The sequence below is a fragment of the Curvibacter sp. CHRR-16 genome, from assembly GCF_018474005.1.
Taxonomy (GTDB): domain Bacteria; phylum Pseudomonadota; class Gammaproteobacteria; order Burkholderiales; family Burkholderiaceae_C; genus Allorhodoferax.
In genome coordinates this window covers 179443-194967 of the sequence record NZ_JAHCSH010000002.1, presented here as the reverse complement: position 1 = coordinate 194967, position 15525 = coordinate 179443, and the positions used below count along the sequence as shown (strand labels likewise).

The window sequence follows — 15525 nt, the reverse complement described above, 5'->3', positions numbered from 1 at the left end:
CTATAGTTCCTACATCAGCCAAACGGCTTTACAAACACAGTAGGAAATTGCCATGCTCAAGCAGCCCGCCCAGAAATACCGCCCATTCCAGAGCGTGCCCTTGGCCAACCGCCAATGGCCCAGCAAGGTGCTGGACAAGGCGCCTATCTGGATGAGCACCGACTTGCGCGATGGCAACCAAGCGCTGTTTGAGCCCATGAACGCCGAGCGCAAGATGCGCATGTTCCGCACCCTGTGCCAGATTGGCCTCAAAGAAATCGAGGTCGGCTTTCCCAGCGCGTCGCAAACCGACTTTGACTTTGTGCGCGAACTCATCACCGGCGGCCATGTGCCGCAGGATGTGACCATCGAGGTGCTGACCCAGGCGCGCGAGCACCTGATTCGCCGCACCATGGAGTCGCTGCAAGGCGCGCGCCGCGCCATCGTGCACGTGTACAACGCCACCGCACCTGTCTTCCGTGACGTGGTGTTTGGCATGAGCAAAACCGAGGTGAAAGATCTGGCCGTGGCATCCGTGCGCCAGATCAAGGAGTTGTGCGCCCAGCAACCACAGACCGAGTGGGTGTTGCAGTACAGCCCTGAGGTGTTTACCAGCACCGAACTCGAATTTGCCCGTGAAGTGGTGGACGCAGTCTGCGCCGAGTGGGGGGCCACACCGCAGAACAAAGTCATCATCAACCTGCCTGCCACCGTGGAAGTGTCTGGCCCCAACGGCTATGCCGACCAGATCGAGTGGATGCACACCCACTTGCAGTACCGCGAGAGCATTGTGCTGAGCCTGCACCCCCACAACGACCGCGGCACCGCCGTGGCCGCTGCCGAGCTGGGCTTGCTCGCCGGTGCCGACCGCGTGGAAGGCTGCTTGTTCGGCAATGGCGAGCGCACTGGCAACGTGGACTTGGTCACGCTGGCCCTGAACCTCTATACCCAAGGCGTTGATCCGCAATTGGACTTTTCCGACATCAACGCCATTGCCCGCACCGTCGAGCACTGCACCCAGTTACCCATCCACCCTCGTCACCCTTATGTGGGCGACTTGGTCTTTACTGCATTCAGTGGCTCTCACCAGGACGCCATCAAGAAAGGCTTTGCTGCTCAAAAGGCGGCAGGCGCGAATGCTGTGTGGCAGGTACCTTATTTGCCCATCGACCCCGCCGATGTGGGCCGCACTTACGACAGCATCATCCGTGTCAACAGCCAAAGCGGCAAAGGCGGCGTGGCGTACTTGATGGAAGAGGAGTACGGCATTGTCATGCCGCGCCGCTTGCAGGTGGAGTTCTCGGCCGAGGTGCAGCAGTACACCGACACGCACGGTGGCGAGATCAACGCACCGCAGTTGTGGCAGCTGTTCCATGACACCTACTTGCAGCCCAGTGCTGTCAGCGTGCGCTATGTGGAGCACCACCTGTTTGAACACGCCGCTGCCGCTGGCAAGCCGCACGTGCAAGGCATCCGCTTGGCGCTGGAGATCAACGGCCAGCAGGTACTGGCTACGGGGGAGGGCAATGGCCCCATCGACGCCGCCGTGCACGCCCTGCACAGCCTGGGTCTGAAGGTGCAAGTGCGCAGCTACGAAGAGCGTTCCACCCGTGCCAGCGCCGATGCCGCTGAAGCCCAAGCCTGTGCCTTTGTGGAGTTGACCAGCGCAGTCGCCAGCCAAGCCGGTGAGCGCTTTGGTGTGGGCTTGGACACCAACATCGTGACCGCGTCCATCAAGGCGCTGGTCAGCGGCGTGCACCGCTTGGGCTTGGTAACAGCCGATAGCTCTGCTACAAAAAATGTAGCTGCTTGAGTAAGCTGGATAAGGCTTAGAGGCTTAAAAGGCCTTTAAGCCGCATTGGTTTGGGGGTGTTGTTAGCGCCCAAACCACTTGACTGCCCAGCCCAGCAGGGTTTTCTTCCACCCGGTGTAGGGTGGGAAGAATAGCTGGATGGGATTGAGCCAGCCCCCGCGCAGCACGGCGCGCTCGTGCGAGAAGGCTTTGAACCCAAAAATACCATGCGCGCTGCCAATGCCGGAGTTGTTCACTCCCCCAAAGGGCAGTTTGCCATGCGCCACATGCAGCACGCAGTGGTTGATGCAGACCCCGCCAGAGCTGGTTTGCGTGAGCAGTGCATCGACTGTCTCCTTGCATTGGCTCCACACGTACAGCGCCAAGGGTTTGGGTTGCGCGTTGATGGCGTCTATCACCGTGCCCAGCGTGCTGTAGGCAATGATGGGCAGGATGGGGCCAAATATTTCTTCTTGCATCAGCGCGGTACTGGGCGGCACATGGTCGAGCAGAGTGGGGGCGATGAAGCGGTCATCTGCATCCACTTGCCCCCCTGCCAGCACGCGCGCGCCGCTGTCCACCGCGTGGGCCAGCAGACCGGCTAGGCGCGCAGTGTGGCGGTCGCTAATCACGCGGGTTAAATCGTGTGTGGCTTGTTGGGCTTGCGGGCTGTCGCCATAGCGCAGTTCCAGCACGTCCACGCAGTGTTTGATGAATTCGTCCTTCACCGACTGGTGCACGTACACGTAGTCCGGTGCCACGCAGGTTTGGCCGTTGTTGATGAATTTGCCCCAGAGCAGGGTTTCGGCCGCACGGCGCAGATCGGCACTGGCGTCCACGACGGTGGGAGATTTGCCGCCCAGCTCCAGTGTTACGCTGGCCAGGTGCTTGGAGGCCGCTTCCATGACCAGCTTGCCCACGGTTGGTGAGCCGGTAAAAAAGATGTGGTCGAACGGTTTGGCCAGCAAGGCTTGTGAGGTGGCCAAACCCCCTTCGAACAGCGCGACTTCGTTGGGGCGGAAGGTGTTTTCCACGATGTGGCGCATCACAGCGTTCACGGCCGGGGTCAGTTCCGATGGTTTGAGAATGGCCGTATTGCCCGCAGCCAGTGCCGATACCAAAGGCCCCATGAGCAGGAAAAAAGGGTAGTTCCAGGGCGCGATGATCAGGCAGCGTCCCTTGGGCTGGTAGTGCACGCTGGCACTTTCGGTCAGCGTCAGCAGGGTGCGACCTACGTTGTGTGGGCGCATCCAGCGCTTGAGCTGGCTGCAGTTGTGCTGGATTTCTTCTAGCACGGGAATGATTTCGGTGGCATCGACCTCGACGCGGGGTTTGCGGAAATCTTTCTCAAAAGCCAAGTACAGCGCGTCGCGTTCTTCCAATATGCATTGGCGCAGGCGTTGGAGGCGCGCAATGCGTTCAGCCGCACTCGATTGGCGCCAAGCCAGCGCGGTGCTGCGCTGCAGTTGAAAAACCGATTCCATCAGTTGGGGTGGCGCATCTTCCATGGGTTTGAATGTGTCTTGCATAGCCTCTCTTCCGCGCACGGTGACCCTGCTGTTGCAGGTGTAGTTGTGCGCTGCATTGTCGCTTAGTTCTAAGCCCTCCACTGCCCGCCCGTGCAACGTTCTATGCCAGCCAAATCGCAGCGTGACTGCACATGCTGGTAACCCATTTCTTGCAGCAGGGCGCGCACTGCGCTGGCTTGGTCATAGCCGTGTTCCAGCAGCAGCCAGCCACCGGGCAGCAGGTGCTGGCGGGCTTGGGCCACGATGGTGCGGATGTCGTCCAAGCCGTCAGCGCCGCTGCTCAGGGCTTGGCGGGGTTCGTGGCGCAGGGCGCTCAGGTGCTCGTCATCGTCGCGGATATAGGGCGGGTTGCTCACGATCAGGTGCCATGGTTGCTGTGGCAGGTCGGGCGCATCCAGCCAGTGGCCATGCGCCAATTGCACCGGCAGTTGCAGTCGCTGGGCGTTGGTTCGGGCCACGGCCAAAGCGTCATGGCTGGCGTCCACCGCCGCCACGTGCCACTGCGGTCGTTCTTGCTGCAATGCCAGGGCAATGGCGCCACTGCCGGTGCCCAAGTCCAGCACCCGCACAGGGGCCGTGGCTGGCAGTGCATCAGCCGGTATTTGCAGTGCCCAGTCCACCAGGGTTTCGGTATCTGGGCGTGGGTCTAGCACGCGGGCATCGATCACCAAGTCCAATCCATAGAACGCTTTGCGGCCCACGATGTAAGCCAGTGGCTCGCCTGCCAAGCGGCGTTCTACGGCCTGGGTCAGTGCTTGGTCGAAAGCAGCGTGTTGGTCCGCTGGCAGCAGGTTTTCTAGCTTGTCGTCGGCATGGCTGAGCAGCCAGCTACGCTCGTGCACAGGGCGTCCCAGCAGGTGCAAGAGCAGCATGCGGGCCTCATTGGCCGGCAGTTTGACGAGGGACAAAGCGTGCAGATATTGGGACAGGGTTTCAAGGTGGGCAAACATCTTCCGACTGTACCCAAAGCGCAGTGGTCATACCACTCACCTATACTCGCCCCGCTAATAAATAGTATCGTTGGAAAGCTGTGAAATGAGTGAACTGGGCTCTTTGGGGTTCCTTGCTATAGCCTGCGCTTGCACAGGCTTGCTGTGGGTTTTGTGGCGCTGGTATGCCGTTCCCATGGGAACCTTGGCTTACGTGGACGACATCACGGGCTATGCCAATCGGCGTTTGCTGTTGCGCCATCTCAAAAAACGGCGCCACCAGTGGCGCAAAGCACCGGGCTTTTGTGCCGTTATGGTGGTCGATTTGGACAACTTCAAGCAGGTGCGTCCAGCCCAAGGCTATGCGTGGGGAGGGCGCTTGCTGCAGCAAGTGGCGCATCGCATGCAGTCCGTCTTGCAGTCTGGGGATTTTTTGGCCCGCGAAGACGGCGATTGTTTTGTCGTGGTGCCGCAAGCGCGGTGGAGCGATCATGGCCAAGCCAGCCAAGCCATGTGGCAGCAAGCCAATCAGCTACAAGATGTGCTGCGCACGCCTTTCGTTTTGGATGGGCAAGAGATTTATTTGTCGGCATGCATTGGTATTACGGTGGTAGATGCCCAAGCCGATGCTTCTATAGACGTTCTGATGCAAGCCTTGGCCGCTTTGTCACAAGCCAAGGCACAGGGGCGCAACAAGGTGTGCTTTTTCGACGAGCAAGAGCGCCAATCCTTGCAAAACAAGGTTGGCTTGCAAACCGATTTGCGCCACGTGCTAGAGCGCCAGCAACTGCAGCTGTACTTCCAACCGCAGGTCAATATTGCCGGGCACGTGATGGGAGCTGAAGTGCTGCTGCGCTGGACTCACCCCGAGCGTGGCATGGTGCCACCGCTGGATTTCATCAGTTTGGCGGAAGAAAGTGGTTTTATTTTGCGCTTGGGCCAATGGGTGCTGGATCAATCTTGCGCGCAGTTGAAAGCATGGGATGCACACCCCGTTTTGGGTGGCTTGCAGCTATCGGTCAACGTCAGCGCACGGCAATTTTTGCAGCCCGGTTTTGTGGACATGGTGCGCAGTTGTGTGGAAAAGCACCAAATCGTCCCCAACAGCTTGATGCTGGAGTTAACCGAGAGCGTGATGCTGGAGTACGGTGACGAGGTGATCAAGACCATGCACGGTTTGCGCACATTGGGGGTGGGCTTGTCCTTGGACGACTTCGGTACTGGCTACTCCTCGTTTACCCATTTGAGCCGTTTGCCGCTGAACCAGATCAAGGTGGACAAGATGTTCATGCACGGTGTGGAGCAAGGTGGACACAACAGCGTGATAGTCCAAACCTTGATTCACATGGCGCACAACCTGGGCTTGGAAGTGGTGGCAGAAGGCGTAGAAACAACGCTGCAGCGCGATTACCTGCACGGCAAGCAATGCAGCTTGTACCAAGGCTATTTGTTTAGCAAACCGGTATCGTTGGAGGCGTTTGAGGCCCTGGTTTTGGCGCAGACTCCCCACAATGAGTCGGTGGCGTTGTAATGTTTGCTGTGGGCGCTGGTGGCTATGCCGACTGGCGGCTGCTAGCGCGGGCCTGCGTCAAGCCCAAGGCGCGCAGTACAGAGCGGTTGACCTCATCGGTATGCATACCGTGCCCTTGGCATAGCTCGTGAATGAGCCGTGGATGCCCACCTTCCATGGCTGCAGCCACTTGCAGTGCTGCAGCATAGGGGCCGGTGTTGGCCAAGATGGCTGAGCTGATGCGCCCCGGCAGCGGTAAACGGTGCAGGGCGGTGCCTAGGCTCTCTCCCAGCAGCAAATCCACTTGTGAGAATACGCCACATAAAAACACTTCACGGCGCAATTCGTCTTCAATGCCAGCATCGACCAGGTGTTCCATCACGTGGGCGCGCAGCACCATGGCATGGCGTATGGGGCTGAGGTTGTTGTCCGTGCTGGCATGGGGCATTTGCTCCAGCAGCCAACTGCGCAGTCGACCATAGCCCATGGCCATCAGGCCTTGGTGCAAGGTGGTGACTTCGTGGCGCAGACCCGCTTGCTCGGAATTGGCGTAGCGCAAGAAGCGGTAGGTGAGCAGCGGACCGACGCCGAGCAAGTACTCCAAGCGTTCTAGGGACTCATCCGCGTCAATCGCCTGCACCAACTCCACAACTTGGTCTTTGGATGGTTGGATTTGGCGGTAGCGGTAGCCGTACAGAATTTCTTCTAAGGGCCAGCCTATCACTGCATGCACCTGTTGTTGATCTAAGGCGTGTTCCAGCAGGGCTTGGCTGGCCAAACCGTGGTAGAGCACTTGTTCTTGCACGGGGCTGGGTATGCTGGGGCTGCGCGGTGCGGATGGCTCATGGCGTTGGTTTTGTTGCAAGGCAGCACGCAATGCCTGCAGTGCTTGGCGGGTGCTCAGTTCGTGCAACTGCTGGTGGAACAGGCTTCCAAACTCGGCCCGCATTGGGCTACCCGGTGCGCCGCGCCACACCAAGTGCAAGCCGTGGGACTGTGCTTTTTCCAGCAAATCCAAGTATTCAGGGTTGTCTAGCCATGCATCCGGGATTTCTAACCAAAAGTGGTGCTCTTGGGTGTGTTGTAGCAAGTCGCGCAGCAAGGTGGCGCTGGTGATGTGCAGCAATTGTATTTCTTGCCCGCTGGGCCAGAGTTCTTGTAGGGCTGCAATCAGGTGTTGGGCGTCTATACCCCCTTGGGTGTGCGGCGCTACGGTCAGTTGTATGCCACTGCGCTGGCGCACCGCATTCCAAATGGGCTGGTAGGAGATGGTGATGCTGCCCAGCACGGAGTGGTTCATGGTCTCAACTCAGGTAGTTAAACAGTGAGAGTTTCTGTGTTTGTGCGTAGGACTGCAAGGCGGCTTGATAGCCCGTTTGCTGGTTCTGGAACTCGGCCACACCTTTGATCATGTCCAAGTCCTCGGCACGCGAGCGATCCGCCTCAAGCTGCACATTGCGGGCTTCTTGGTTGGAGCTGATGCGGTCGGCACGGTTGAGCAAAGCCCCGGTTTGGCCACGCACGGCCGAGACGCGTTCGATGCTCTTGTCCAAGTTGTACAGCGCCAAGGCCACGGCTTGTGCAGCAGCGTTGTCATTAACGGCATCACCAATGTCGTTGACAGCGTCGTCCATGACGCTGAACACGCTGGGGCTGGGATCAATGGCCACGGTGTCGCCCGCTTCCATCTTGCCCCTGAGGGTCAGGCTTAAGCCCGGCATCTCGCTGATGGTGATGCTAGGGGGGATGCCCGGTGGGTAGCTGGCCTTGAGGCCGGCTTTGGTAAAGCCGTTGACTGGAGGGCCTTCGGTCAGGGTGTATTCGACCTCGGTGCTGCCGTCGTCCAAGGTAGTGAGTTTGTCGATCTTGACCGTATAGCCCGAACCGTTGACCAAGCTGGGATCCACCACCTTCACCGGTTCTGTGCGCAGAGCGCGTTCGGGTGGAATGTCAGAGAGCTTGACGTTGTAGGCCCCATCGCGCTTGGGCTGGAGCATGAGGGCGTTGTCGCCATCGACCGTATTGGGAATACTGCGCTCGGTGGACGAGGGTTGGCCGGGCAATCCCAAGAACAGGTAGTCCTGCGGTGGTTGGTTGGGGCCGGAGAAGGGGTTTTCTGCACTGCCCAAAGCACCAAACAGTGGCAAACCATTGGTGTCTTTGCGGTTGGCATACGAGAGCACTTGCTCGCGCAGTTGCTGCATTTCGATGGCCAGTGTGCGGCGCTCTGCGGGGCTGGCGCTGCCGCTGCCAGCGGCCACGGTCAGTTCGCGAAAACGCTGCAGCGCCGAGGTGATGTCGCCCAGCGTGCTTTCAGCCATGGCGATGGAGTTCTTTTGGTTTTCCAGTGCCCGTTGGTCGGTGGCAATGCGCGAGATACGCACCTGTGCCCGCTCGGCTTGGGCGGCACCCGTGGGGTCGTCGCTGGGGCGGACCACTTTTTTGCCAGTGGTCAGGTTCTCTTGCAGGTTGACCAGCTTGTTTTGGCGCGCGCCCAAAGTGCGCACCGAGTTGTCGTATGCGTTGTTGGAGCCTAAGCGGGTGAGGGGGGTGACGGCCATGTGGTACCTCTAGCTGCGGCTTATCGGTTCATGTTCTGCATCAGGGTGTCAAAGATGTTCTGAGCGATCTGAATCATCTTGGCTGATGCCTGGTAGGCCTGCTGGTATTGCAGCATCTTGGCGGCTTCTTCGTCGAGGTTGACGCCCGATACACGGGTGCGGTCACGCTCCACATTGGCTGCGACGGTGGCCGACACATCGGCGGCGTTTTTGGCGCTTTGGCTGCGGATACCAATTTGCGAAATCATGCTGGCGTAGCCATCGGACATGACGCCGTTGTCAAACATCTTCACATCGCGCAAATCCATCATGGCTTGGGCGTTGCCGGCGTTGAGCTGGTAGTCGGCGCCGTATTTGGGGTCTTTGATGTCGATAACCGTGAAGGTGTCGCCCGCTTTGGGCGCGCCTTGCAGCACAAAGCTCCACTGGTTGTCAGGCTGCCCCGTAGGAATAGTCAAATCCGGTGGTGGTGGCGGCGCTAGGTCAGAAAGCGCAGGCGCTCCCGGTGGAGGTTCCGGCAAATTCTCGGGCAGAGCAGGCACTCCTGGTGGGGGAGAGCTGGGGGCAGGAATGGTGATAGAGCCCAAAGAGCCAATGGCTTGACCAGGGGTATAGGTGTACTCTTTGCCCGTAGGGTCATCGCTACGGGTGTAGGTGTTGGTTCCTGTGAATGTGAACGTCACAGGGAGATTGGCTGTAGCCGTGGGGCTGTTCGCCCGCACATTGACTACCTTGAGGTTGCCTTGGTTGTTGGTACCCATGGCACCAGCTATTGGACTGGCTACGGCCAAACCCCGTGGGGTGGAGAACTGGGCTTGGATGGTGCTGGCGGAGCTGCTAAAGGGTTTGAGCAAAAAGCGATCCCCATCGGCTGGCAGTCCAGTGAGCTGGATGTCCAATCCATCCACATTGACCAAAGCCCCAGAGGCCGGGGCGGGCGATTGTGGGAAGGCGACCACTTTGTTGTCGCTCAGGCGTGTGACCGTGCCGGTCAAAGGGCCTGTGAAGCGGATTTCATAGTCAGAGGCGGCGAACTTGGTCACATCGGTGACTTGCATTTTGAGCTCGCCAGTGCCACGGTTCAATTTCGCAGGTGCTTGGGGGCTGCGGATGTTTTCCCCATTGAACGTGATGGGGCTGAACAACTCTTTGCCTGCATTGCCATCCATGTCCAAGCCCAGCTTATGCTGGTCGTTCATGGCCGTGGTCACGGCCAAAGTCAGGCGGCCCAGCAGGTTACGCGCTTCGGTCATATCGCGGTTCTGAAAGCGCAGCAAGCCTGCCACCTCACCACCGCCCAAGGCGTTGTCATCGAGCATGATGGTGGCACCATCTATCTGCATGGCCACCTTGTTCTTGAGTGGATCGTTGTACTCGTCGGGTACCAAGGTCATGGGGGTGACGTGGGTGCCCAAAATCAGCGGCTGGCTGTGGGCAACGAACAGGCTGATGGTGCCATCATCGGCAGAGATGGACGTGGTTTGCACGTACTGGTTCAGTTCCTTAATGAGCTGATCGCGGCGGTCCAGCAAATCGTTGGGCGGTTGGCCAGAGCCGGTGGTGCGGGCAATTTCTTCGTTCACTTGGGCAATGTCTTTGGCCAAGGTGTTGATGGCATCGACCTTTTGTCCCAATTCTTGGCGTACACCGCGCTGCAGATCGTCCAGCGATTGGGAGGCCGCCCGAAAGCGGGCAGCGGTTTCATCCACACGCGTCAGGGCCACGGTACGGGCTGTCAGGTCGGTAGGAGCATTGGCCACATCGCTGAATGCGTTGAGCATGTCGTTCACCGAAGCGCCCAAGCCGCTGTTGCCGCCGGGAAAGAGCTCTTCCAGTTGGCGCAATTTGTCAGCGCGCATCACGTCTTGCGACTCGATGGAGCTGGCCAAGCTGGACTGGCGTGTCAGGAACTGGCTGTAGTTGCGCTGGATGGTGCGGATTTCCGCGCCCTTGCCGATATAGCCGTTGCCCGTGAACTGCCCTTCCACTTGGTTGAACACGGCGTTTTGGCGTGAGTAGCCCACCGTGTTGACGTTAGAAATGTTGTGCCCTGTGGTTTGCAGGGCCACTTGGTTGGCTTGCAGGGAGCGGGTGCCGACGTTGAGAAGTCCCATGGTGTCTTCCTTGTCGTCCTATCAGACCTGCACGCGCTGAATATTCAGCGTGGTGTGGATGGCGCGGCTCAGCTTGGCGCCATAAGCTGGGTCGGTGGCGTAACCGGCTTTTTGCAGACCGTTGGCAAAGCCTTGGGCCGAATGCATTTGGTTGCGCACCTTGGCGTAGCGGGGGCTTTCGTTGATCAGGCGGGCGTAATCGCGAAACCCTTCTTCAAACGAGTTGTAAGCCCGAAAGCGGGCCACTTGGCGGTGGGGTACACCGTTGATGTATTCGGTGGTGTGCACCTCGGCTACACGGCCTTTCCAGTTCGGGCCGGCTTTGATGCCAAACAGGTTGTGCGAGTTTTCACCTGTGCGGGTGCGAATCTCGCGTTTGCCCCAGCCCGTTTCGTGCCCCGCTTGACCCAGCATGAAGCTGGCGGGTATGCCGCTTTCGCGTTCAATGCGGGCGGCGGTGTTTTGGTGTTTGGTCACAAAGTCGCGCTGGGCTTGGGTTGGCGTGGTGCGGGTGTTGTAAGCCGCCAAAGCACTGGCACTCAAGGCGGCAGTGGTGGTGGTTGTTTGGCGGCTGTAGATGCTGGTGGTGCTAGTGACCGCACCGACACTGCCTGTCGCTGCGGGGCCCATCGATGCTGCAGGTGCTGCTTTGCCTACGCCCGTGGACGATCCATCCAGCGAAACACCGGCTTGCTGGGCCAGTTGTTTGGCAATGATGTCGGCCAAGCCACCGCGTTGGCCTGACATTTGGACGGCAAACTGCTGATCCAGCAAATCGTTTCCCAAGTTGGTGCCTTCGTTGTCCAGCATGCCGGACTTCATGGAGGCATTGGCATCGCGCATGCTCTTGAGCAGTTCGCGCATGAACAGCGATTCAAACTGCTTGGCCGTTTCCCGGATGGCTTCAGGCGTCTTGGCACCAGCCGCGTACTTGAGCTTGTCCAGCGACTGTACGTCGGTGGCCAGCATGTCGCGGTTGTTCAGACTGCCGCTAAAACCAGGGGTCATGCCAACAGACATTAGATGACCTCCAACTCCGCATTGAGCGCACCCGCAGACTTGATAGCCTGCAGGATGGCCAGCAAATCTTGTGGCGTAGCACCCAAGGAGTTCAGCGCCTTGACCACATCAGTCAGCTTGGCAGAAGCGGGCAGTTGCACGATCTTGCCGGTGTCTTGTTTGATGTCTATGGACGTTTTCTCTCCCACCACCGTTTGCCCGCCCGAGAAGGCGTTGGGCTGGCTCACCACGGGAGTAGACGAAATGCTGATGGACAAGTTGCCGTGGGCTACCGCGCAAGGGCCCAGCGTAACGGCTTGGTTCATGACGATGGAGCCCGTGCGTGCATTGATGATGACCTTGGCCGCCGCAATGGTCTCTTCTACCGGCAACTCTTCCAGTTCAGCAATGAAGTTCACCCGCTCGTTGGGGGTGGTGGGCGCTTTGACTTGGATGGTGCGGCCATCCATGGCCAAGGCTACGCCATTGCCAAAGCGGCGGTTGATGGCGGTGGCCACCTTGCGGGCGGTTTGGAAGTCTGTGGCATCCAGACTTAGGCTGATGGTTGTCCCATCTTGCAGTGGAGTGGGAACGCTGCGTTCCACCTGTGCACCTTCAGGAATACGCCCTGCGCTCAAGTGGTTGACCTGCACCTTGCTGCCACCCGCCGATGCGCCAGCACCCGCCACGATGAGGTTGCCTTGGGCCAAGGCGTAAATCTCGCCATCGGCGCCGCGCAGAGGGGTTGCAATGAGGGTGCCGCCTTTGAGCGATTTGGCGTTGCCCAGCGAAGACACGTTGATGTCGATGAGCTGGCCAGGGCGTGCAAAGGCTGGCAACTGGGCTGTGACCAGCACGGCTGCCACGTTTTTCATTTGCAGCTGCGCAGCACCGGCTGCCGACAGCGGCAGGCCCAGTTGATCCATGTAGTTCTTCAGGCCTTGGGTGGCGTAGGGCATTTGGGTGGTGGAGTCACCCGTGCCGTCCAAGCCTACGACCAAGCCAAAGCCGGACAACTGGTTGCTGCGCACGCCTTCGATGGAGGCCAATTCTTTGATGCGACCAGCATGGGCTGGCGTACTGAGCAGCGCTGCAGCTACCGCCATGCCTGTCATGCAGCGCAATCCGGTGCGCATCCACCGGGACATGCGCGCCCACCACCCGGTGGGGCGCTCGGAAAGAGGAGGGTTGCAATGTGTCATAGGGCCGATGGGTCTGTGGTTCCCACCAAGAAGGGTGGGCTACCGTCGGCACTATTCTGGAATTCTTTAGTCCATTCAAAAGCCCGAAAAGGCTGTGCTTATCGGGCTTATTGGTGGGTTATGGGGCTGGCGCTATGGCTTAAAGCTGTCCGAGCTTTTGCAGCATTTGGTCAGACGTCTGGATGGCCTTGGAGTTCATTTCGTAGGCACGCTGGGTTTGGATCATGGTCACCAGCTCTTGCACCACGTTCACGTTGGAGGCTTCCAAGAAGCCTTGCAACACGGTGCCCAAACCGTTGGTGCCGGGGTTGCCTGCGTTGGGCTGGCCTGATGCAGCGGTTTCGGTGTACACGTTTTGGCCACGTGGCTCTAGGCCAGCGGGGTTGATGAAGCTGGCCAGCGTGATGTTGCCAATTTGCTGGGGGTTGACCTGACCCGGGATTTGGGCCGTGACGACACCGTCTTGCGAAATAGCAAGATTGGTGGCGTTGGCTGGGACGGTCACGCCGCCCTGTACGGGGTAGCCGCTGGAGGTGACCAACACGCCTTGGTTGTCCATCTGAAAGGCCCCATCGCGGGTGTAGCCGGTGGTGCCATCGGGCAGGGTGACTTGGAAGAAGCCGTTGCCTTGGATAGCCACGTCCAAATTGCTGTTGGACTGCTGTAGGGACCCTTGGCTAAATGTGCGGCTGGTGGCCACGGTGCGCACACCCAAGCCCAACTGCAAGCCTGTGGGCATGCTGCTTTGCTCGGATGTGTTGGAGCCGACTTGGCGCAGGTTCTGGTACATCAGATCCTCGAACACGGCGTGCGAACGCTTGTAGCCGTTGGTGGCGGAGTTGGCCAAGTTGTTGGCGATCACGTCCAGCTGGGTTTGCTGGGCTTCCATGCCGGTTTTGGATATCCACAGGGAATTGATCATGGCTCTTATCCTTGCAAGCTCAGTAGTTGACCGGCGGAGCGGTCGTTGGATTCAGCGGTTTGCAGCATGCGCATCTGTACTTCAAATTGGCGCGCGGTTTGGATCATGCCCACCATGGTCTCCACCGTGCTGACGTTGGAGCCTTCCAGTACGCCCACTTGTACGCGGGCGTTGGGGTCGTCGGGTAGCGGGTCGCTGGTGGGGGTGCGAAACAGCCCATCGGGGTTGCGGCGCAAGGTGTCTTCCCCTTGGGGGGAGACGATTTTGAGTTTGCCCACCACCTCGGCAGGCTGGTTGCCTACGCGGGCGCTGACGTTGCCATCGGCTTGGATGGTGACTTCGGCTCCCTGCGGGATGATGAGTGGCCCACCACCGCTGGAGAGCACTTGCAGGCCGTTGCCGGTTTGCAAGCTGCCATCGTTGCCCACTTCAAAGTGGCCGTTGCGGGTGTAGCCCTCGTTGCCATCCAAGCCACTGACGGCAAACCATGTGTTGCCGATGTTCATGGCATCCAAGTTGCGATCCGTGCGCATGGCCGGGCCTGCCAAGTTGGAGTAGGTGGCAGTGGCTTCCAAGGCAAACACGCGGGTGGTGGCACCATCGCCGCGCAACGGTACGGCCCGGTAGGTGTCCAACTCGGCGCGAAAGCCGTTGGTGGACGCGTTGGCTAGGTTGTTGGACAGGGTGGCTTGCCGGTTGGCGGCGGCCGATGCCCCTGTCATGGCGGTGTAGATGATGCGATCCATGGCGTGTGGGCCCTGTTATCCGTTAGCGGATATTGACCAGCGTGGACATGATCTGGTCTTGTGTCTTGATGGTCTGCGCGTTGGCTTGGTAGTTGCGCTGCGCGGTCATCATGTTGACCAGTTCTGCCGTCAGGTCGACGTTGGACTCTTCCAATGCGCCGGAGCGCACTTGGCCGTATTTGCCAATGCCCGGTTGTCCCAGCATGGGTTGGCCAGAAGAGAAGGTTTCAAAATAAATGCCGCCGCTGCCTTGGCGCAGGCCTTGGACGTTGCGGAAATCGGCAATCGCCAGTTGACCATGTCCTTGGCTTTGGCCATTGGAGTAGCGCGTCATGATGACGCCTGATTCGTCAATGCTCATGCCAGTCAACTCACCAGCGGTATAACCGTCTTGGCTCAGGTTCGAGACGGCATACGGTGCGCCGTACTGGGTGGCTTTGCTCACGTCCACATTGACGGTGAAGGCACCGATGTTGGGGTTGGGCGATTGCACTGTCAGAGGCATGGGGCCTGTTGGCGATGTCAGTTGACCATTGGCATCGAAAGTCATGTTGAATGCAGGTGTTGTTGCATTCAATGAGTCATAGACATTCCATGTGTCGTTGGCCGATTTGACAAAGTACAGGCTCACGGGCACTTCTTGCCCTTGGGAGTCAAAGGCCGTGATGGTGGTGCCGTAGCGTGCGATTGTTTCTGGTGGTGCTGGTGATGTATCGATCTCAGCCCGCGCATCCAAGTTCATCTCGGTGTTGATGGTGGTGGTGGCCTTGGCTGGAATCGGTGCTGCTGTCGGCAGGGTCAACTTTTGCGGCGTCAGACTGGTGGTTTTGCCTTTCACGTCAGTGGGGTAGGCCATCACAAAACCACCAGTGTTGGTGATGACGTTTCCGTCTTTGTCCAGTTTGAACTGGCCATCACGGGTGTAGGCGGTAGATCCATCGCGCTCGGTGGTTTGGAAAAACCCTCGTCCGTTGATGGCCACATCCAGTGTGTTGCCTGTGATGTTGAGGTTGCCTTGGGTGAACTGCTGGGATGTGGTGCCTACGGTCACACCAATCCCCTCGGTTGATGAACTGCCTGATGCACCCAAAGTCGCAGCGACCAAGTTGGCAAATTCAGCGCGTGAAGTTTTCATGCCCACGGTGTTGGCGTTGGCGATGTTGTTGCCAATAACGTCCAGGTTTTTGCTGGAAGCGTTCAGGCCGGAGAGTCCTGTTTGAAAGCCCATGGTGTATTCCTTTC

General features: G+C 59.1%; 12 protein-coding genes. 2 read left to right on the top strand and 10 right to left on the bottom strand.

The annotated features are described in order from the left end of the window. Window positions 1-52 precede the first annotated feature (52 nt). On the top strand, window positions 53-1792 hold the full coding sequence (leuA, locus tag KIK84_RS04425) for a 2-isopropylmalate synthase (protein ID WP_214121788.1): 1740 nt from the start codon (window positions 53-55) through the stop codon (window positions 1790-1792). Between the two features lie 62 nt (window positions 1793-1854). Here leuA and KIK84_RS04420 read toward each other — a convergent pair whose 3' ends face one another. Both KIK84_RS04420 and prmC read right to left on the bottom strand, forming a co-directional pair. Then, window positions 1855-3300: an aldehyde dehydrogenase family protein gene (locus KIK84_RS04420; RefSeq protein ID WP_250207755.1), complete on the bottom strand. Its 1446-nt coding sequence runs from the start codon at window positions 3298-3300 to the stop codon at window positions 1855-1857. 68 nt (window positions 3301-3368) lie between these two features. After that, window positions 3369-4250 (bottom strand): peptide chain release factor N(5)-glutamine methyltransferase, encoded by an 882-nt coding sequence (gene prmC, locus KIK84_RS04415; protein ID WP_214121787.1) that lies wholly within the window; start codon window positions 4248-4250, stop codon window positions 3369-3371. 85 nt (window positions 4251-4335) lie between these two features. On the opposite strand from prmC, the gene KIK84_RS04410 reads away from it, so the two are divergent. Continuing rightward, a complete protein-coding gene (locus KIK84_RS04410; protein WP_214121786.1) occupies window positions 4336-5760 on the top strand; it encodes a putative bifunctional diguanylate cyclase/phosphodiesterase in 1425 nt (474 codons plus the stop codon). 22 nt (window positions 5761-5782) lie between these two features. Here the strand turns inward: KIK84_RS04410 and KIK84_RS04405 are convergent, their stop codons facing one another. The 8 genes from KIK84_RS04405 to flgE form a co-directional block, all read right to left on the bottom strand. Continuing rightward, on the bottom strand, window positions 5783-7039 hold the full coding sequence (locus KIK84_RS04405; protein ID WP_214121785.1) for a YuxH family protein: 1257 nt from the start codon (window positions 7037-7039) through the stop codon (window positions 5783-5785). A 4-nt stretch (window positions 7040-7043) separates the two neighbouring features. Further along, window positions 7044-8300, bottom strand: a complete 1257-nt coding sequence (gene flgL / locus KIK84_RS04400; RefSeq protein WP_214121783.1) for a flagellar hook-associated protein FlgL — start codon at window positions 8298-8300, stop codon at window positions 7044-7046. Between the two features lie 20 nt (window positions 8301-8320). Then, on the bottom strand, window positions 8321-10414 hold the full coding sequence (flgK, locus tag KIK84_RS04395; RefSeq protein ID WP_214121782.1) for a flagellar hook-associated protein FlgK: 2094 nt from the start codon (window positions 10412-10414) through the stop codon (window positions 8321-8323). Between the two features lie 21 nt (window positions 10415-10435). After that, entirely contained in the window at window positions 10436-11434 is a 999-nt protein-coding gene (gene flgJ / locus KIK84_RS04390; protein ID WP_214121781.1) for a flagellar assembly peptidoglycan hydrolase FlgJ, read from the bottom strand. Then, window positions 11434-12549, bottom strand: coding sequence for a flagellar basal body P-ring protein FlgI (locus KIK84_RS04385; protein WP_284150469.1), 1116 nt, complete (start codon window positions 12547-12549; stop codon window positions 11434-11436). The genes flgJ and KIK84_RS04385 overlap by 1 nt, the downstream gene beginning before the upstream one ends. 205 nt (window positions 12550-12754) lie before the next feature. Next, on the bottom strand, window positions 12755-13537 hold the full coding sequence (gene flgG / locus KIK84_RS04380; protein WP_214121780.1) for a flagellar basal-body rod protein FlgG: 783 nt from the start codon (window positions 13535-13537) through the stop codon (window positions 12755-12757). Between the two features lie 5 nt (window positions 13538-13542). Next, window positions 13543-14283, bottom strand: coding sequence for a flagellar basal body rod protein FlgF (locus KIK84_RS04375; RefSeq protein WP_214121779.1), 741 nt, complete (start codon window positions 14281-14283; stop codon window positions 13543-13545). A 22-nt stretch (window positions 14284-14305) separates the two neighbouring features. After that, entirely contained in the window at window positions 14306-15511 is a 1206-nt protein-coding gene (gene flgE, locus KIK84_RS04370) for a flagellar hook protein FlgE (protein ID WP_214121778.1), read from the bottom strand. Window positions 15512-15525: the final 14 nt, after the last annotated feature.